The 18,727-nt window shown below is 67.8% G+C and carries 19 protein-coding genes and 1 tRNA gene; 13 read left to right on the top strand and 7 right to left on the bottom strand.

The annotated features are described in order from the left end of the window. Positions 1 to 122: 122 nt before the first annotated feature. Entirely contained in the window at positions 123 to 2,675 is a 2,553-nt protein-coding gene (gene pepN / locus AB4070_RS01535; RefSeq protein WP_441978619.1) for an aminopeptidase N, read from the bottom strand. A gap of 179 nt (positions 2,676 to 2,854) precedes the next feature. Between pepN and AB4070_RS01540 the strand changes: the two genes are divergently transcribed. The 5 genes from AB4070_RS01540 to AB4070_RS01560 are packed head-to-tail and all read left to right on the top strand — an operon-like array spanning position 2,855 to position 7,742. Then, entirely contained in the window at positions 2,855 to 4,039 is a 1,185-nt protein-coding gene (locus AB4070_RS01540; protein WP_441978620.1) for a ferrochelatase, read from the top strand. A gap of 38 nt (positions 4,040 to 4,077) precedes the next feature. Beyond that, on the top strand, positions 4,078 to 4,563 hold the full coding sequence (locus AB4070_RS01545) for a ribose-5-phosphate isomerase (RefSeq protein ID WP_441978621.1): 486 nt from the start codon (positions 4,078 to 4,080) through the stop codon (positions 4,561 to 4,563). Position 4,564: 1 nt separating this feature from the next. Beyond that, entirely contained in the window at positions 4,565 to 5,563 is a 999-nt protein-coding gene (locus AB4070_RS01550) for an Fpg/Nei family DNA glycosylase (RefSeq protein WP_441978622.1), read from the top strand. A gap of 38 nt (positions 5,564 to 5,601) precedes the next feature. Beyond that, entirely contained in the window at positions 5,602 to 6,249 is a 648-nt protein-coding gene (locus AB4070_RS01555; protein ID WP_441978623.1) for an FMN-binding negative transcriptional regulator, read from the top strand. Then, on the top strand, positions 6,246 to 7,742 hold the full coding sequence (locus AB4070_RS01560) for an amidohydrolase (protein ID WP_441978624.1): 1,497 nt from the start codon (positions 6,246 to 6,248) through the stop codon (positions 7,740 to 7,742). Before AB4070_RS01555 ends, AB4070_RS01560 begins: the two co-directional genes overlap by 4 nt. A 73-nt stretch (positions 7,743 to 7,815) precedes the next feature. Here the strand turns inward: AB4070_RS01560 and AB4070_RS01565 are convergent, their stop codons facing one another. Next, positions 7,816 to 8,301, bottom strand: coding sequence for a Dps family protein (locus tag AB4070_RS01565; protein WP_046747026.1), 486 nt, complete (start codon positions 8,299 to 8,301; stop codon positions 7,816 to 7,818). A gap of 130 nt (positions 8,302 to 8,431) precedes the next feature. Here AB4070_RS01565 and AB4070_RS01570 point away from each other — a divergent pair, with 130 nt between their 5' ends. Next, positions 8,432 to 8,968 carry a gamma carbonic anhydrase family protein gene (locus AB4070_RS01570; RefSeq protein WP_441978625.1) on the top strand — a complete coding sequence of 179 codons (537 nt, stop codon included), beginning with the start codon at positions 8,432 to 8,434 and terminating at the stop codon, positions 8,966 to 8,968. Between the two features lie 30 nt (positions 8,969 to 8,998). Further along, positions 8,999 to 9,072 (top strand) — tRNA-Ile (locus AB4070_RS01575). Here AB4070_RS01575 and AB4070_RS01580 read toward each other — a convergent pair. Continuing rightward, complete coding sequence (locus AB4070_RS01580) at positions 9,070 to 9,699, bottom strand: helix-turn-helix domain-containing protein (RefSeq protein ID WP_441978626.1); 630 nt, start codon at positions 9,697 to 9,699, stop codon at positions 9,070 to 9,072. The genes AB4070_RS01575 and AB4070_RS01580 overlap by 3 nt on opposite strands. 106 nt (positions 9,700 to 9,805) lie before the next feature. Here AB4070_RS01580 and AB4070_RS01585 point away from each other — a divergent pair, with 106 nt between their 5' ends. Continuing rightward, on the top strand, positions 9,806 to 11,050 hold the full coding sequence (locus AB4070_RS01585) for a globin domain-containing protein (RefSeq protein WP_441978627.1): 1,245 nt from the start codon (positions 9,806 to 9,808) through the stop codon (positions 11,048 to 11,050). Positions 11,051 to 11,180: 130 nt separating this feature from the next. Then, positions 11,181 to 11,441, top strand: coding sequence for a DUF6458 family protein (locus AB4070_RS01590; RefSeq protein WP_046747022.1), 261 nt, complete (start codon positions 11,181 to 11,183; stop codon positions 11,439 to 11,441). Between the two features lie 78 nt (positions 11,442 to 11,519). On the opposite strand, the gene AB4070_RS01595 is transcribed toward AB4070_RS01590, so the two are convergent. Further along, entirely contained in the window at positions 11,520 to 11,837 is a 318-nt protein-coding gene (locus AB4070_RS01595; RefSeq protein ID WP_441978628.1) for a DUF7882 family protein, read from the bottom strand. 177 nt (positions 11,838 to 12,014) lie between these two features. Continuing rightward, a complete protein-coding gene (locus AB4070_RS01600; RefSeq protein ID WP_441978629.1) occupies positions 12,015 to 12,926 on the bottom strand; it encodes a helix-turn-helix transcriptional regulator in 912 nt (303 codons plus the stop codon). 138 nt (positions 12,927 to 13,064) lie between these two features. Here AB4070_RS01600 and AB4070_RS01605 point away from each other — a divergent pair, with 138 nt between their 5' ends. Then, entirely contained in the window at positions 13,065 to 13,964 is a 900-nt protein-coding gene (locus AB4070_RS01605) for an alpha/beta fold hydrolase (RefSeq protein WP_441978630.1), read from the top strand. Here the strand turns inward: AB4070_RS01605 and AB4070_RS01610 are convergent. Further along, entirely contained in the window at positions 13,936 to 14,409 is a 474-nt protein-coding gene (locus AB4070_RS01610) for an Lrp/AsnC family transcriptional regulator (RefSeq protein WP_045265266.1), read from the bottom strand. The genes AB4070_RS01605 and AB4070_RS01610 overlap by 29 nt on opposite strands. Positions 14,410 to 14,580: 171 nt before the next feature. Between AB4070_RS01610 and pdhA the strand changes: the two genes are divergently transcribed. The 3 genes from pdhA to AB4070_RS01625 are packed head-to-tail and all read left to right on the top strand — an operon-like array spanning position 14,581 to position 18,073. Then, positions 14,581 to 15,696, top strand: a complete 1,116-nt coding sequence (gene pdhA, locus AB4070_RS01615; protein ID WP_441978631.1) for a pyruvate dehydrogenase (acetyl-transferring) E1 component subunit alpha — start codon at positions 14,581 to 14,583, stop codon at positions 15,694 to 15,696. A gap of 2 nt (positions 15,697 to 15,698) precedes the next feature. Beyond that, positions 15,699 to 16,709, top strand: a complete 1,011-nt coding sequence (locus AB4070_RS01620) for an alpha-ketoacid dehydrogenase subunit beta (protein ID WP_045265268.1) — start codon at positions 15,699 to 15,701, stop codon at positions 16,707 to 16,709. Then, entirely contained in the window at positions 16,706 to 18,073 is a 1,368-nt protein-coding gene (locus AB4070_RS01625; RefSeq protein WP_441978632.1) for a dihydrolipoamide acetyltransferase family protein, read from the top strand. The genes AB4070_RS01620 and AB4070_RS01625 overlap by 4 nt, the downstream gene beginning before the upstream one ends. Here AB4070_RS01625 and AB4070_RS01630 read toward each other — a convergent pair. Next, positions 18,066 to 18,674: a TetR/AcrR family transcriptional regulator gene (locus AB4070_RS01630; RefSeq protein ID WP_441978633.1), complete on the bottom strand. Its 609-nt coding sequence runs from the start codon at positions 18,672 to 18,674 to the stop codon at positions 18,066 to 18,068. The genes AB4070_RS01625 and AB4070_RS01630 overlap by 8 nt on opposite strands. Positions 18,675 to 18,727: the final 53 nt, after the last annotated feature.

The raw sequence follows: 18,727 nt of genomic DNA on the forward strand, positions 1-18,727 counted from the left end.
TCTGTGCGGGCTGGGTGGAGCCCCACGTCAAAACGGAGACCATCCGGCCCGACCGCGGCGTGTCCTGAGTGGACACGCGGGGATCAGCGCGGATGGTCTCCGTTTTCGCTGTTGCTCGGGGATCAGTCCTCGGCGTCGCGTGCCTGCGCGGCAAGGGCGCGCTCGACATCGGCGAGGTTCTCCAGCACGAGGCGTCGCAGGGCAGGGGCGACATCCTGGTGCTCGGAGAGCCAACCGCGGGTCGCGTCGCGCAGAGCGATGTCCGCGAGTGCGGTCGGGAACAGCCCCACGATCAGGTACTGCGCGATCTGGTAGGTCCGCGACTCCCAGATCGGCAGGAGCATGTCGAAGTACGCCGGGACGAACTCCTCGAGCACTGCAGCCCCCGCCGGGTGGGTGAACCCGAGCGCTGCGGAGCGAACGATCGTGTTCGGGGCGTCGTCACGCTCGATCAGTGACGCCCACGCGGCCTTCTTGGACGCGGAGTCCGGCAGGGATGCGCGTGCCTGAGCTGCGAACTCCCCACCCTTGGCGGTGTTGTCCGCGGCGAGAGCGGCGTCGATCGTGGCGGCGTCCGTCGCGCCGATCGTGGCGAGCCCGGCGAGCAGCTGCCAGTTCAGGTCGGCGTCGATCTCCAGCCCGGGGAGCGCTTCCTCACCGGAGCGGAGACGACCGACGATGCCCGCGTGCTCAGGAGTGACCAGCGCATTGGCGAAGGCTGTGACGAACTGCAGCTGGCTGTCGCTGCCGGGGTCGGCCGACTCCGCGAGGCTCCACAGACCATCCGCCACCTTGAGGCGCGCAGCCTCGCGGTCGGCCGGCGCCACGTAGAGGTTCGCCGCGGTGCGCAGCTGCGCGAGCGTGGTGCGCACCGTCGTCGACTCGGTCTCGCGCCCGATGTTGCCGAGCACGAGGTCGATGTACTCGGAAGCGCCGGTCTCGGCATCGCGGGTCTGGTCCCATGCCGCGCCCCAGACGAGCGAGCGGGCGAGCGGGTCGTGGATGTCGGCGAGGTGTGCGATCGCGGTGGCCAGCGACTTCTCGTCGAGGCGGATCTTCGCGTAGGCGAGGTCATTGTCGTTGAGGAGCACGAGGTCGGGGCGGGTGAGGCCCTGCAGCTCGGGGATCTCGGTGCGGTCGCCGTCGACGTCCACTTCGAGGTAGTGCGTGCGGGTGAGCGAGCCGTCCGTGAGCGTGTAGAAGCCGATGCCGAGACGGTGCGGGCGGATGGTCGGGTAGTCCGCCGGAGCGGTCTGCGTGATCGCGAAGCGCGAGATGGTGCCGTCGTGGCCCTCGGCGATGACCGGCTCGAGCGTGTTCACCCCGGCGGTTTCCAGCCACTTCTTGGACCACGTGCCGAGGTCGCGACCGCTGGTGGCCTCGAGCTCGGTGAGCAGGTCGCTGAGCTCGGTGTTGCCCCAGGAGTGCTTCTGGAAGTACTGCGAGACGCCCGAGAAGAACGCCTCGATGCCGACCCAAGCGGCCAGCTGCTTCAGGACGGAGCCGCCCTTGGCGTAGGTGATCCCATCGAAGTTCACCTGCACGTCTTCGAGGTCGTTGATCTCGGCGACGATCGGATGGGTCGAGGGGAGCTGGTCCTGGCGGTAGGCCCAGGTCTTCTCCATGGCGTTGAACGTGGTCCAGGCCTCGGTCCACTCGGTCGCCTCGGCGGTCGCGATGGTCGAGGCCCACTCGGCGAACGACTCGTTCAGCCAGAGGTCGTTCCACCACTTCATGGTGACGAGGTCGCCGAACCACATGTGCGCGAGCTCGTGCAGGATCGTGACGACGCGACGCTCCTTGACGGCGTCCGTGACCTTGCTGCGGAAGACGTACGTCTCGGTGAACGTCACGGCGCCCGCGTTCTCCATGGCGCCGGCGTTGAACTCCGGCACGAAGAGCTGGTCGTACTTGGCGAACGGGTACGGCACGCCGAACTTCGACTCGAAGTAGGCGAAGCCCTCTCGGGTCTTGTCGAAGATGTAGTCGGCGTCGAGGTGCTGCCACAGGCTCTTGCGGCCGTACACGCCGAGGGGGACGACGCGGCCGGAGGCGCTCGTCAGCTCCGAGAAGGTCGACTCGTAGGGACCGGCGACCAACGCCGTGATGTACGAGGAGATGCGCGGCGTCGGCTCGAAGCCCCACGTGGCGGTGACGTCGTCGTCGTGCACGATGGGCTCGGGCGTGGGCGAGTTCGAGACGACCTTCCATGCGGCCGGCGCGGTCACGGTGAACTGGAACGTCGCTTTGAGGTCGGGCTGCTCGAAGACCGCGAACACCCGGCGCGAGTCGGGCACCTCGAACTGCGAGTAGAGGTAGACCTCGCCATCGACGGGATCGACGAAACGGTGCAGACCCTCGCCGGTGTTCGTGTACTCGCAGTCGGCGTCCACGACGAGGACGTTCTCCGCCTGGAGTCCCTCGAGCGTGATGCGCGAGTCGGCGAACACCTCGTTGGGGTCGAGCTGCTCGCCGTTCAGCGAGATCTCACGGACCTCGCGCGCGATCAGATCGATGAAGGTGAAGCTCTCGGGCGTGGCGGTGAAGCGGACGACGCTCCGAGAGCCGAAGACCTCGGCGCCCTTGGTCAGATCGAGAGCGACTTCGTAGGACTGCGTGTCGACGACGTCGCGGCGCTCCTGCGCTTCGATACGGGTGAGGTTCTCTCCAGGCACAGCTGTACTCCCAGGGGTGAGGGGATGTCACCGGGGCTGGGCGCAGTTGGCGCCGACGGCAACCCTGACAGCCTACGCCAGTGCGGGGAATGCCCGATCTCCATCGCGGTGCAGGGGAATCCGATAGAAACGGTGCTCGCGCGCGCTCCGGTACTCCGCAGAAGTGGGAGGATGGACGGGTGACTGCGATCGAGCCGAATGTCGTCCCCTTTGCCTCGCCTGCTGCCTCCGGTGGTGCACCTTTCGTGACCACCCCGGTCGCCTACGACGCGATCCTGCTCGCCGGATTCGGTGGGCCCGAGGGCCAGGAGGATGTGATCCCGTTCCTCAGGAACGTGACGCGCGGCCGCGGCATCCCCGACGAGCGACTCGAGGAAGTCGCGCACCACTACCGCCACTTCGGCGGAGTGAGTCCGATCAACGGTCAGAACCGCGTGCTCAAGGAGGCGCTGCAGAACGCTCTCGCCGAGCGAGGCATCACGCTCCCGGTCTACTGGGGCAACCGCAACTGGGCGCCGTACCTGGAAGAGGTCGTGACCGAGGCGTCGGGCAACGGGCACAACACCCTGCTCGCCTTCGCCACGAGTGCGTACAGCTCGTTCTCCAGCTGCCGCCAGTACCGGGAGGACTTCGCCCGCATCCTGGAGGAGACCGGCCTGGGCGAGACCGTCACGATCGACAAGATCCGCCCGTTCTACGATCACCCCGGCTTCGTCGAGGCGTTCGAGACCGGTGTCCGCGAGGCCATCGAGAACTTCCTCGCCGAAGGCATCGCGGCCGCGGACATCCAGATCCTCTTCTCGACGCACAGCATCCCCACCGCCGACGCCGAGCGCTCGGGTGCCCGCGACATCGAGTGGGGTGAGGGCGGCGCCTACGCCGCGCAGCATCTGGCCGTAGCCGAGTGGGTCATGGATCGCGTCCGCCAGACCGTCCCGGAGGCCGCGGATGTGTCGTGGGAGCTCGTCTACCAGTCCCGCTCCGGCCCCGCCTCGCAGCCGTGGCTCGAGCCCGACGTCTGCGACGTGATCGGCGAGCTGCCTGAGCGTGGACGGAAGGCCGTCGCCGTCGTGCCGGTGGGATTCATGAGCGACCACATGGAGGTTCTGTGGGACCTCGACACCGAGGCGGCTGAAGCCGCGGAGGAAGCGGGACTCTCCTTCACACGAACCCCGACGCCCGGTGTATCGCCGGCGTTCGTCGCGGGCATCGTCGATCTGATCGAGGAGCGACTCCAGGGGCGTCCCAACGAGGAACGCGCTCACGTGACCTCCCTTCCCGGTGGGTTCGACGTGTGCCGCCCCGGCTGTTGCGAGAACATCCGGGCGGGCTTCAAGCCGGCCGCCGCAGGCGTCGCGCCGTGACCTCTCGGTGACCGGCGCGCGCTTCTAGGATGGGACACATGCGCATCCATATCGCCACCGACCACGCGGGCCTCGACTTCTCCACGCAGCTGCAGGACCATCTGCGCGCCGCAGGGCACGAGGTGGTCGATCACGGCCCCGTCGAGTACGACGCGGTCGATGACTACCCGGCGTTCTGCATCCGCGCGGCGCAGGCGGTCATCGCCGACCAGCGTGCGGGCGTCGAGGCGCTCGGCGTCGTCTTCGGCGGCTCCGGAAACGGCGAGCAGATCGCCGCGAACAAGGTCGAGGGCGTGCGTGCGGCGCTCGTCTGGAACCTCTCGACGGCGGAACTGGCCCGCGAGCACAACGATGCGAACGTGATCTCCATCGGCGCGCGCCAGCACACGTACGAAGAGGTCACCTCGTTCATCGACCGCTTCATCACGACCCCGTTCTCCGGTGACGAGCGCCACGTGCGGCGCATCGGGCAGATCGCCGACTTCGAACGCGACGGCTCGCTGCTCCCGGACCCGCGGGCCTGACATGCCCGAGGGTCATTCCGTCCACCGGATCGCTCGGCAGTTCGACCGCAACTTCGTCGGCAAGACGCTGAGCGCTTCCAGCCCGCAGGGGCGGTTCGCCGAGGGAGCATCCCTGCTCGATGGCCGTGCCGCGGTGAGCGTGCAGGCTGTCGGCAAGCAGATGTTCCTGGAGACGGAAGGCGACCTGTGGCTCCGGGTGCATCTCGGCCTGTACGGAGCGTGGGACTTCGCCGGTGAGATCGTCGTCGACCCGACCATCGCCTCCGCCAACGGCCGCATAGGCCACACCAATCAGCGGGGCACGATCCTCGAGGACCCGATCCTCGATGACGCAGGGGAGAACTCGCTGTCCTCGATCGGTGCGCCCCGACGTACTCGGGTGCACGTGCGCATGTCCGAGCAGACGAAGGGGCTCGCCGATGAGGACATGGAGTGGCCACCGCCCGTGGTCGGTCAGGTCCGATTGCGCCTGATGACCGACATCACCGCAGCCGACCTCCGAGGACCGACCGCCTGCGTCCTGCAGACGCCTGAGGAGATGCTCGCCACCGTCGCAAAGCTGGGCCCTGACCCCCTGGTCGGCGATCCGGTCGAGAACGAGGAGCGTTTCGTCCGCGCTGTCAGGAAGAAGCCGACGGTCATCGCGCTCCTGCTCATGGACCAGTCGGTCGTGAGCGGCATCGGGAACGTCTACCGCGCTGAGATGCTGTTCCGGCAGAGGCTGAACCCGCACACGCCGGGTCGCGACGTTCCCGAAGACATCGTGCGCGCGCTCTGGCACGACTGGGTGCGTCTGCTCGCCATAGGTGTGGAGACGGGCCAGATGATGACGATGGACGGTCTGACCGGGGCGGACTACCGCGCCGCCATGGCCAACAGGGACGATCGTCACTGGGTCTATCACCGCGCTGGCCTGCCCTGCCGCATCTGCGGGACCGAGATCGCGCTGGAGGAGATCGGCGCTCGGAAGCTCTACTGGTGCCCGCGTTGCCAGGCGTGATCCGCCCGCGCCACGACCACCGGATCTAGGCTGATCGAATGCGACAGAATCCCAGCTTCACGCTGGCCGATGTACCCGAGATCCGCCGCGTGATCCAGGCGAACCCCTGGGCGACGATCATGAGCTCAGGCGGGGAAGGGCTCGTGGCCTCGCACTACGCCGTCCTGCTCGACGACGCCCACGACGACCTCACCGTCGTGGGCCACGTGGGCCGTCCTGACGACCTCATCCACAGGCTGGGGGAGCACCGGGAGATCCTGGTGGCCTTCCAGGGACCGCACGGCTACATCTCGCCCGGTTGGTACGGCGATGTGCCCGCGGTGCCGACGTGGAACTACACCGCTGTGCATCTGTCCGGCGTTCCCGAGATCCTGACCGCCGAGGAGAACCTCGTCGTGCTCGACCGTCTTGTCGCACACTTCGAATCCCGGATGCCGGAACCGCGACACATGTGGGAGCGCCCCAACGACGCGGCCTACGTGGAGCGCCTGGCCACGGGGACGGTGGGTTTCCGGTTGACACCGACGCGAGTCGTCGCGAAGAGGAAGCTCAGCCAGAACAAGCCGCCGGAGACGATCGAGACGGTGATCGCCGAGCTCTCCGCCGACGGGCCGTATGCGAACCCGGCCCTCGCCGCCGAGATGCGGCGCGCACAGGACGCACGCCGAGGAGGAGCACAGCAGTGACCGAACGCGGCGCCGCCATCGACACCATCACAGCCGTGCGGATCGCCGGACCCGGACGCGAGTTCCTGATGGACGACGAACCGGTGGACATCTTCATCGCCGAAGGACGCATAGTCGACATCGCCCCGACGGGCGCTCTGTCTGCCCGTGGCCGCATCCTCGCCGCCGACGGCGCCTGGGCGGTTCCCGGTCTCTGGGACAACCACGTCCACACCGTCCAATGGGCGCTGACATCGGAGCGCGCGCCGCTCGGAGACGCGGAATCCGCAGCGGCCGCCGCGGGGGCGATGAGCGGTGTTCCGCCGCTGGCGGACGGTCGACGCGTCGGCGCCGGCTTCCGAGACGCGCTGTGGCCGGATCGCCCGTCACTCGATCTTCTGGACGCAGCCACCGGCGGCGTTCCCACCTACCTCATCAACGCCGACGTCCACAGCGTCTGGCTGAACAGCGCGGCACTCGCTCGGGAGGGTTTCCGCAGCGACGACGGTGTGCTGCGCGAGACCGATGCTTTCGAGATCTCGCGGCGCCTCAATGCCGTCGACGCCGCTCATGGCGACCGCGCGATGGTGCGCGCAGGGGAGCAGGCCGCGGCACGAGGTGTCACCGGCCTCGTCGACTTCGACATGGCGTGGAGTGCGGAAGCGTGGCCGCGACGGGTGCAGGCGGGCTTCGCTTCTCATCGCGTCGAGTTCGCGGTGTATCCGTTCGACCTCGAACGCGCCATCGACGCCGGGCTCCGCACGGGTGAACTCCATGAACAGACCGAGACTCCCGTCCGCGGGCAGGGGCTCGTGCATGTCGGGCCTCTGAAGATCATCACCGACGGTTCACTCGGCACGCGGACCGCCGCCTGCTCGCACGCCTACCCAGGAGATCCCGGCAACTTCGGCATGCTCACTGTGCCCTCCGACGAGCTGGTCGGCCTCCTCACCCGCGCGACCGGTGCGGGACTGGGGGTGGCGGTGCACGCGATCGGTGACAGGGCCATCACCTCGGCGCTCGATGCCTTCACCACCACGGGCGCGGCCGGATCGATAGAGCATGTCCAGCTCGTGCGACACACCGACCTGGCGCGGTTCGCTCGCCTCGGCGTGATCGCCAGCGTTCAGCCGCAGCATGCCGTCGATGATCGCGATCTGGTTGACCGGCACTGGTCGGAGCAGACCTCGATCGGGTATCCCCTCGCGTCGCTGCGCGCAGCAGGGGCACACCTGCGCTTCGGATCCGACGCACCGGTGGCCCCGCTCGATCCGTGGCAGGCCATCTCCGCGGCGGTGTCGCGGACGGCCGACGAGCGAGCAGCATGGCATCCGGAGGAGCGGATCACGGTCGGCCAGGCCCTGGAGGCGAGCGTGCGTACTTCGCTGCGGCCGGGTGAACCTGCCGACATCGTCCTGTGCGCGGCAGACCCGCTGACGTCGACGGGGCCGGCTCTACGGTCCATGAGCGTGCTCTCCACCCTCCTGGGAGGATGCGTCACACACGCGCTCTGACTGGTCGCGCACAAAAAGGGCGGCCCTCGGAGAACCGAGGACCGCCCTTGCTGCGTTCAGACGATGTCTGCGATCAGGCTGCGATGTGCGAGACGAGGAACCAACGGTCCTTCTCGAGGCCGCGCTGGATCTCGATCGCGACGTCCTGGCTGGTGAGGTCGACCTCGTCGAGGCCTTCCACAGCGGCCTTGACGTCGACGAGGATGGCGTCGATGTCGGAGATCACTGCGCGGATCAGCTCGTCGGACTGTGCGAAGCCGGCGGCGACCGACGTCGAGCCCGCCTTCTCCGCGACGGCGCTCACGCGTGCATCGATCGGCAGACCGAGGGCGACGATGCGCTCCGCGGCCGTGTCGGCGAAGTCGCCGGCGTGGGCGACGATCGTGTCGAGCAGCTCGTGCACGCCGACGAAGTTCGCGCCGCGGACGTGCCAGTGGGCCTGCTTGCCGTTGATGGTCAGTGCCTGGAGACCGAGGACGACAGGGGAGAGGAACTGGGCCGCCCCTGCAGCCACGGTCGGGTCGATGGCGGTGGTGGAAACGGTCTGTGCCTTGCTCATCTTGTGCTCCTCCGGAACGGTTTCTCGTATCTGATGAAGACAACGCTACTCAGCGTCAGACATTCCGCAAGCAAGCTGAGGCTCGGCTCACTTCCGCGTGATTCCGCGGAAGTGAGGGTAGTCTCGCCTCATGAGCATCGCCTCCGGAGCCTCTGTCCTCGCCCTCCCGAACAGTACGCCGTCGATCGACGCGACCGCATTCGTCGCCGAGGGCGCGCGCATCGTCGGCGACGTGATCCTCGCTGCGGGCTCCAGCGTCTGGTACAACGCCGTCCTTCGCGGGGATTCGGCGCAGATCGTCATCGGTCCGGGCTCGAATCTGCAGGACAACGTCTCCGTCCACGTCGACGCAGGGCACCCTGTCGTGATCGGCGCCAAGGTCTCGGTCGGACACAACGCGGTCGTGCACGGCTGCACGATCGGCGACGGAAGCCTGGTGGGAATGGGATCGGTTGTCCTCAGCGGCGCCGTCATCGGCGAAGGGTGCCTCATCGCCGGAGGAGCGGTCGTCCTCGGGGGAACGGAGATTCCCGCAGGTTCTCTCGTCGCGGGCGTGCCGGCGAAGGTGCGTCGAGCTCTCAGCGAAGAGGAGCGGGCGGATCTCCTGGGCAACGCCGACATCTATCTCGGACACTCGCAGACGCACTCGGCGGCGACGCGGGTGTGAGCGCCCCGGCCGCTAGGCTGGGACCCGTACGGGGCGGTGGCCAAGCTGGTTAAGGCAGTGGGCTCATAACCCAACGATCGTCGGTTCAAGTCCGACCCGCCCTACTCACGTTCCTCAGTGGGTCCCTGCTCGCTCGACGACAGCAGCAGCCTGCAGCGATGCGGCGTCACGAACGGTTCTAGTCGCCGCATCTCCAGAGGACCATCGCCGAGTCGCAGCACGTCGCGCACGAGTTGCGCGTGCACGGCGCACACGAGCGCCTGGTCCTCCGCGAGCACGCCCCGGTAGCGGCAGGGAGCGAGATCGAACCGGAGCGCTTCCTCGTCGACGACGGGATTCAGACCGGCGTCGTCGAGGTGCTCGTACAGGACGTCCACCTGCCTCAGTGCCTCCGCGCCGAGACGCGGACGCTCCGACGTCACAGCACGGAGCATGCGGCCCCTCACATCAGCGCCTTCGACCCGCGACCGTGCGCGCGGGCTTGACGATGTCTCACGCACAGGGTGGAAGACGAGGGGTGGACGACCCCGATGGCCGGTGCTGACGGGCTCGCTGCGGATGAGTCCTTCCTCTTCGAGCACCCGCAGATGGTCACGTGCGGTGTTCAGCGGGATCCCGCTCTCCTCCGCCAGCGCGCCGGCGTCCCGGCCGGGACTCTCCTGGATGGCGCGGAGCAGGCGCAGGCGCCGCGGTTGGGTCAGACCTCGGAAGTCATGGGCTCGACGGGGCATGGGGCGAGGATAAGCACGCCTGCAGGAAGGAGGGCGCGTTTCGGCCGGAAATAACCCGGTGAAAGGGCGCGCGCACCCGGTCTGCACCGGTGATGGTGGAAGGACCATGGCGCTGAAGAGAAGGGAAGTCATGAAGCTCTCAACGGAGTCCGAGGCGGTCGTACGTGCGACGGCAGGAGTCGTCGCCGCGCACGCGGACGAGATCACGACGCTGTTCTACCGGGAGATGTTCTCCGCGCACCCTGAACTGCTTCGGGTGTTCAACCGTGCGAACCAGGCGATCGGTGAACAGCCGAAAGCTCTGGCCGCCTCGGTCGTCGCATTCGCCGTGCACCTGATCGATCCGGACGCCCCCGACTTCACGCCGATCATGAGTCGCATCGCCCACAAGCACGTCTCTCTGGGTGTCCAGGCACGCCAGTACACGATCGTCGGCCGCTACCTCCTCGACGCGGTGCAGACGGTGCTCGGCGATGCGGTGACCGCAGAGGTCAGGGCCGCCTGGGACGAGGTCTACTGGCTCTTCGGGTGCTCCCTCATCGCCGAAGAGGCGAAGCTGTACGCGATGGGCGGCACCGATCCCGCCCATCCGTGGCGCAAGCATCGGGTGGTGGAGCGCGTCGTCGAGTCGGACGACGTCATCTCACTCCTCCTCGCGCCTGTCGACGGTGTCCTCGCATCCCATCGGACGGGTCAGTACGTCGCCATCGCGGTAGACCTGCCGGACGGGTCCAGACAGCCTCGCCAGTACACGATCTCCTCCGGCCCGCGAGGCGATGCGATGCGCGTGACCGTCAAGCGCGTCCGCGGCGGTGCCGGCGTGCCCGACGGTCAGGTCTCGACCTGGCTCCACGAGCACGCCCACCCCGGCACCGTGCTCGATGTGTCCCAGCCGGCAGGTGACGTCGTGCTCGATGACACCGAGCATCCTCTCGTCCTCGTCTCCGCCGGCATCGGCATCACACCGATCACAGCGATCGTCGAGGATCTGTCCCGTCGTGCCCCGGACCGCACCATCCGTCTCTTCCATGCCGACCGGAACCACGACGCTCATGTGCTGTATCCGTCCCTGCGGCGCCAAGTGCTCGCGATGAAGGATGCCAAGGCGCAGAACTGGTACGCGGACGGGGCGGATGCGGCCCCGACCATCCACCCCGCGCTCCCCGGGCGGATGGACCTCTCGGCTGTCGAGATCCCGGACGACGCGGTCGTCTTCATGTGCGGCCCGCTCGAGTTCATGCGCTCCGTGAGGGCGACCCTGATCGGCCGAGGGGTACCTGCGGAGCGGATCGCCTACGAGGTCTTCGGCCCGGACCTCTGGCTGCAGCGGCCGACCGTCGACGCCGCCTGACGCACGGAGCGCCGGGGGCAGGAGAAGGGGGAGGAGAAGCGTTTGTGCCCATGTCAAGCCCCTCCTCGGCGTGACGACCGCACGCCATGCTTCCGGAGTGCGGCACCGCGCCGCAGAGACAGGAGGAACAATGAGCATCGGCAGCGGAATCGCGCTCTTCGTGATCGGGGCGATCCTCGTCTTCGCGATCAACGTCGACGTTCCCTGGGTCGACCTCGACATGGTCGGCTACATCCTCATGGGAGCGGGAGTCATCATCTTCCTCATCGGCATCGTGCTGCTCGCGCGTCGCCGGCGCACGGAGACGGTGTCTCGCACATACGTCGACCCCGCCACCGGAGAGCCGACCACTCGGCGCTCTGTGAGCTCCAGCGGCGACGAGGCCCTATGAGCGACACCGCCTTCTGAGTGGCCGCGCTGACGGCGTCGGTCACCGCAGTGGTCCGACGCCGTCAGTGTGAAGCGGTGATCAATCCGGCGCGATGGTCTCGAGGTGCTCCTCGATCAGGGTGATGCCGCCGCTCGAACTCGCCGAGTGCGCGAGCTCTTCGATCCACTTACGGCTCAGATCCGGAGTCTCCAACTCCTGGAAGACGAACCTCAGAGGAATGGACGGGTGCAGCCAGAGGGTCGAACGGCCCGGAGCCTCGCCCTCGGGGTGGCGCCAGGAGAGGGTGAAGCTCTCGTTCCGGCGGAGTTTGGTGGCGATGACCACCTTGAGGTGCGCCAATGCGCGATCCTCGATGAAGATGGGCGTCGAAGTGTCGCCGTAGTACAGGCTGCCCATCAGCAGTGGCGGGGGGACACGACGGTCAGGGGACGGGCCATTGTTCTCCTCGATGGCGTGCTCGACGGACCGGAAAGTGGTCCGGGAATTCGAACTCTAGCCAACAAATGGCCGCGGACCCTGCGCCTGCGTCCCGACGTTGCACCGAGCGAACAATCTTTTCGCTCAGTGTCACGATCAGGCGGCGAGGACGGGCGCTGCGCCGTAGGCGTCACGATACGCCGCCGCGAAGCGAGACGAGTTGCTGAAGCCCCAGCGGCGCGCGATCTCGGCGACTGATCGGCCGTCGCCATTGCGGAGATCCCGGTGCGCCCCGTCGAGACGCGCCCGCCGCAGAGCGTCGGCGGGCGTCATGTCCAACGCCCGTCGAAAGGCGTATTGCAGTCCTCGTGTGGAGATGTACGACGCGGCGGCGATGTCGTCGACCGTGATCGCCAGGTGCGCATTCGCGTCGATGTAGGCGAGCGCACGACGGACCGAGGCGGGCGCTCCAGCTCGCTGCGCCGGACGCCGGAGGGAGTCGGTGAATGTGGTCGGGAACGCCGAAAGCGTCATCGCCAGCGCATGCCTTTCGAGTTCGGCGAGGAGTAGAAGATCGCTCGGCCCCGCGCTCAAGGACTGATCCACGTACTCGAACATCCGCTCCCAGCGCTGGGCGTCCGCGGGGGAGTGCGGCACGAACCCCGTCGTGCGCAGCTCCCGTCGGTCATCACCCGTGATCTGCCTGGCGCGCGCCTGGGCGGCACGATGATCGAACACGAACGCCCGCACGCGCGCTGTCCTGTCCCATCTGGCTTCGACCTCGGTACCGTCGGACATCCAGGCCGAGCGTGCATCCAGGGAGTCGCGCCCCGACCAGACACGCGCATCGGGCGCGTCGACCCGACAGACGAGGAGCTGCTCCTGAGGTTCTGCCCGAGAGTGCACTTTGGCGGTGAGCCGATAGTCGATCAGGGACGCGGTGTCGAGTTCCTCGGATCGCCAGTCGAAACGGAAGCTGCGCGGATCCGCATCCTGCAGCGACGACGAAGGAACGTACTGCTGCCATGTGGACTCCACCTGGGCCAGATCGGTGGACGTGAACTGCATGGGCTACTCCTCGTGCTACGCGCGTCGATCCCACTCGAAAGCGCACGATCAGGAGCGTATCCCACGACGCCTGAGCCGCCGCCGTGCAGGTCTCCGGGATGCAGCAGAACCGGCGATGCCACTCGTAGACTCGGGAATATGAGCGTGCCTTCCCCGTATGCGGACCGTCTTCGTCGCCTTCCCGTGCAGCGTCGCGAGGTCGTGGTGCATGGGGGGACCACGGCCTACTGGGTGTACGGCCCCGAAGACGCCGACACCACCGTCGTCGCGGTGCACGGTTTCCGGGGAGAGCACCACGGCCTCGAACCGGTGCTCGCGTTCCTGCCCGAGGTGCGGGTGATCGCGCCGGATCTCCCCGGTTTCGGCGAGTCCGTACCGATTCCAGGACGCACGCATGATCTCGACGAGTACGCGGGGTGGCTCACCGACTTCGTCGCCGAGGTCGCCCCCGGCGCCGTGATCCTCGGCCACTCCTTCGGTTCGATCGTGGCGTCAGCCGCCGTGGCACGCGGGCTGCGGACCCCGCGCCTGATCCTGCTGAATCCCATCGGTGCGCCGGCGCTCGAAGGGCCGAAGGGCCTGATGACACGACTTGCGGTCCTCTACTACGCTCTCGGCGCCAGGCTTCCCGAGAAGGTCGGGACGGCCCTGCTGCGCAACCGGATCATCGTCCGGGTGATGAGCATCACGATGGCCAAGACGAGGGATCCGGAACTCCGCCGGTTCATCCACGACCAGCACGACACCTATTTCTCCCGATTCTCGGATCGCGATGTGCTCCGGGATGCCTTCGTCACCAGCGTTTCGCATGACGTACGCGAGTTCGCCTCCGAGATCGACGTCCCCACACTGCTCGTCGTAGCCGAACGGGACGACATCACGCCCATCGAGGCGGAGCGGAAGCTGGCGACGATGTTCCCGGACGCCAGCCTTGTCGAGATCGCGCATGTCGGCCACCTGATCCACTACGAGACCCCCGCCGAAGCTGCGGGAGCCGTTCGCCGCTTCCTCAGGATTCCCGTCGCGCGAGGCCGATGAGGCCGGCCACACGGAACGGGATGACCTCGCCCATCGCCAACGACGTCTCGGTCCGTTCGACGCCCTCGATGGACAGGATGCGCGCGTCCGTGTCGAAGAGGTGCCGCGCATCACGGCAGGCCACCCGCGCGAGCAGATCGATCGATCCGCTGAGGCCGTGCGCCTGCACGACCTCGGGGATACGGGACAGCTCGTTGATGATGCGGGGGAGTTCCGTCTGACGGACCCCGATGCTCACGAAAGCCTGTAAGGGGAATCCGAGCACGTCGGGCGAGAAGGACCGCTCGTAGGACAGGAAGATGCCGCTCTGCTCCAACCGCGCCATCCGTGCCTGGATCGTGTTGCGCGAGAGCCCGAGGTTCTCCGCGAGCGCGACGATCGTCGTGCGCGGGTCGTCGGCGAGTGCGGCGAGAAGCTCGAGATCTATGCGGTCCAGTCCTGGCATAGTGCCAAACCCTAGCAGCACGCGCTCCTGCGAAATTGAGCAACATGCTCAAGCGCTCTTCGAATGCTTGAGCGAGGTGTTGACCAGACGTAGTCTCAGACCATGCCGGTGATGACGCTGGCATCAGTGCGCGGAGCCTCACGAGGGCCGCCGAGGACGAGGAGGACGACGATGTCACCGCAGGCCACGCCCATCGCAGACACGGCACAGGATCTGGAGCTCTCGGAGCGCATCCTGAACCCCGACGGAAGCCGCATCGCGAACCCCCGGCTGGACCCGTTCGTCGCCGACGTCGACTCCGAGCAGCTGCGTTCCCTGCTCCGGGACATGGTCATCCTCCGCCGCATCGATGCCGAGGGCGTCGCGCTTCAGCGGCAGGGGCAGCTCGGACTCTGGGCGCCATGCCAGGGACAGGAAGCGACGCAGATCGGCACTGCACGTGCCCTCACTCCCGAGGACTTCGTGTTCCCCAGCTACCGGGAGACCGGAGTCATCTACGCGCGGGGTGCGAAGCCCGGAGACTACGTGCGCATGTGGCGCGGTGAGGAAGGTGCGGCATACGACCCCGCCGACCTCGGCGTCGCTCCGCTGCAGATCATCATCGGAGCGCAGACGCTGCACGCGGTCGGCTACGCCCTCGGCATCCAGCACGACGGCGCGGACGAGGTCGCGGTGACCTACTTCGGCGATGGAGCCACCAGCCAGGGCGACGTGAACGAGGCGATGATCTTCGCCGCGTCGTACCAGGCGCCGGTCGTCTTCGTCTGCCAGAACAACCACTGGGCGATCTCCGAGCCGGTCGCCGTGCAGTCGCAGTATCCGATCGCGGGAAGGGCGCCTGGCTTCGGCATCCCCAGCGTGCGAGTGGACGGCAACGACGTGCTCGCCTGCATGGCGGCCATGCGCTGGGCTCTCGACCACGCACGTTCCGGCAAGGGCCCCGCCTACATCGAAGCGGTCACGTATCGCATGGGTCCGCACACCACGGCCGACGATCCGACCCGCTACCGCGACCAGGAGGAACTCGACTCCTGGCGCCGCCGCGATCCGATCGCGCGGTTGGAAGCACACCTGCGCGCAGGCGGGAACCTCACCGAGGAGCACATCGCCGAGACCCAGGCTGCGGCCGATCTCGTCGCCAAGGAGATGCGCGCAGCATGCCTCGGCATGGTCACACGTCCGGCACTCGCGGTGTTCGACGGCGTCTACGCGGAGCCGCACACCGGACTCGAGCGGCAGCGCGATGAGTACGCCGCGTACCTCGCCACCTTCGAGAGCGAGGTGTGAGCATGACCGAACTGACCCTCGGAAAGGCTCTCGGAGCCGGTCTCCGCCAGGCGATGCGCGATGACGACAAGGTCGTGCTGCTCGGGGAGGACATCGGCAAACTGGGAGGCGTGTTCCGCATCACCGACGGACTCCTCGACGAGTTCGGCGCGGCACGCGTGATCGACACGCCGCTGGCCGAGTCCGGAATCGTCGGCACGGCCGTTGGCCTCGCATTCCGCGGCTACCGCCCCGTCGTCGAGATCCAGTTCGACGGCTTCGTGTATCCCGCGTTCGATCAGATTGTCGCCCAGGTCGCGAAGTTGCACTACCGCACGCAGGGCCGCGTGAAGATGCCCATCACCATCCGGATCCCGTGGGCGGGCGGCATCGGCGCCGCCGAGCATCATTCGGAGTCGCCGGAGGCCTACTTCGTGCACACGGCGGGACTGCGCGTGATCGCGGTCTCGAACCCGGAGGACGCGTATCGCAGCCTGCGACAGGCCATCGCCTCCGACGACCCCGTGATCTTCTTCGAGCCGAAGCGGCTGTACCACCACAAGGGCGAGGTCGACCTCGAAGCCCCGCTGGCCGACGCGCCGCCGATGGGTCTGGCGCGCGTCGTGCGGACCGGGACGGATGCGACCCTGATCACGTACGGCGCCATGGTGTCCACCGCGCTGCAGGCTGCCGACGCCGCGGCGGATGAGGGAACGTCGCTCGAGGTCATCGATCTCCGTTCCCTCTCGCCCGTCGACTACGACTCGGTGGCTGCTTCGGTGCGGAAGACGGGTCGCGTCGTGGTCGCTCACGAGGCGTCACGGGAAGCGGGAGTGGCCGCAGAAGTGATCGCGAGCATCACGGAGCGTTGTTTCGAGTATCTCGAGTCGGCTCCGCTGCGGGTCACGGGTCACGACATCCCTTACCCGCCCGCGAAGCTGGAGAAGTACCACCTTCCGGACCTGGATCGGCTGCTCGACGCCGTCGACCGGGTGTTGGACCGGCCGAACAGCCTGACGGGAGCAGAGGCATGATCGCGGAGTTCCGCCTTCCCGACCTCGGAGAAGGACTGACAGAGGCCGAGGTCGTGACCTGGCTCGTCGCTCCCGGCGACAGCGTCACCCTCAACCAGACGCTCGCAGAGGTCGAGACCGCGAAAGCGGTCGTCGAGCTGCCGTCCCCCTACGAGGGCACCGTCTCGACGCTGCACGCGGAAGCAGGACAGACCGTCGCCGTCGGTGCTCCTCTGATCGCCTTCGATGTCCTGGGGGAGGAGCCTGCCGCGCCGTCGCCCTCCTCTGAGCCGGGGGAGAAGGCCGAGCCGAACCTGGTGGGATACGGCGCTGCGCCCACGGCTTCAGGGCGACCAGCGCGGCGGGCGCGGAGGATCGGCGCGTCCACTCCGGCTCCCATCGACACGGCCGTTCTCGAGGCGGCCCCACACGACGCTGCGCCGTCAGCAGCCGTCGACGCCGTGATCGAGCGCCCGCGCTCGACGCCCCCGGTGCGCGCCCACGCGAAGAGGCTCGGCATCGATCTCGTGCTGGTCGCCGCAGAGGTGGGCGACCGCCTCATCACCCGCAACGATGTCGACGCCTACGCGGAGCGCGTCGGCGCTCACGGTCGCACCGTCAGCGCGGCGGACTCCACGTCGTCCGCAGCACTTCCGGCAAGCCGTGCAGCACTCGGCGGCGAGGAGCGCGAGACCCGGATCCCCATCCGCGGAGTGCGCAAGCACACGGCAGCGGCGATGGTCCAGAGCGCCTTCACGGCACCGCATGTCACCGTCTTCCACACCGTCGACGTGACCGCGACCATGGATCTGCTGTCGAGCCTCCGCGAGGATCGGTCGCTGAGCGCGCATCGGATCGGACCTCTCGCCGTGGTGGCGAAGGCCGTCTGCCTCGCTCTCGGGCGGACTCCTGGTCTCAACTCGCGCTGGGATGAAGCCGCCGGCGAGATCGTTCAGCACAACTACGTCGATCTCGGGATCGCGGCAGCGACGGAGCGTGGACTCATCGTCCCGATGATCAGAGACGCGGAGCGGCTGACGCTCACCGAACTCGCGGACGCCGTGAAGTCCCTCGCCGAGGTCGCCCGTTCCGGGAAGACCTCGCCGGCGGAGCTCGCGGGCGGCACCTTCTCGATCTCCAACATCGGCGTGTTCGGTGTCGATGCCGGTACTCCGATCCTTCCCCCCGGTCAGTCCGGGATCCTGGCCGTGGGTGCGGTACGTCGTCAGCCCTGGGAGCATCGGGGCGAGATCGCGCTGCGGCAGCTGATGACGCTCAGCCTCTCCTTCGACCACCGGATGGTCGACGGTGCGGAGGGCGCCCGGTTCCTGAAGGATGTGGCCGACATCCTCGAGGAGCCAGGGCGGGCGATGCTCCTCACGTAGTCGCACGCATTGCGGCATCCGCCATCGCGATCAACACGGTCGCGGTGGCGGAGTGCCGTCTGGCCGCTGCACGCGTGCTGTGCGGCGTGGAGTTGATGAGTCCGAAGCAGGCCTGCACGCGCAGACGCAGCTCGTCCTGATCGGCGCCGTCCGCGCCGCCTCGATGCAACGGAGCGAGGGCCGCCATCCACAGTTCGATGTAAGCGCGTTGGAGGCGGCGCACCTCGGCGCGGTCGGCATCGGACAGGAACGCGACATCGCGGTCCTGCACCTGGATCACCTCGGCGTTACCCAGGGCGAAGTCCACATGGAACTCGATCAGCGCACGCATCCGCTCGTCGGGCGTCGGAGCCTCGTCGGCGACACGGCGTCCGCCGTGGATGAGGTCCTGACTGACCTTGACGAGGACCGCTCCCAGCAGAGCCTGCTTACCGGCGAAATGACGATAGACGGCCGGGCCCGACACGCCGACGGCAGCGCCGATGTCCTCCAGGCTCACGCCGCTGTACCCGCGCGCGGCGAACAGTCGCGCTGCGGCGTGCAGGATCGCATCGGACCGTTCGGCCTTGGCGCGGTCTCGGGCGGTGACCGGGCTTGTCATCTCAGTTAATCCTCGCTAACCTGAATCAACGGGTTAGTGAACACTAACCGAAA

The sequence above is a fragment of the Microbacterium sp. 2RAF4 genome (genome assembly GCF_052115285.1).
Classification (GTDB): Bacteria; Actinomycetota; Actinomycetes; order Actinomycetales; family Microbacteriaceae; genus Microbacterium; species Microbacterium oxydans.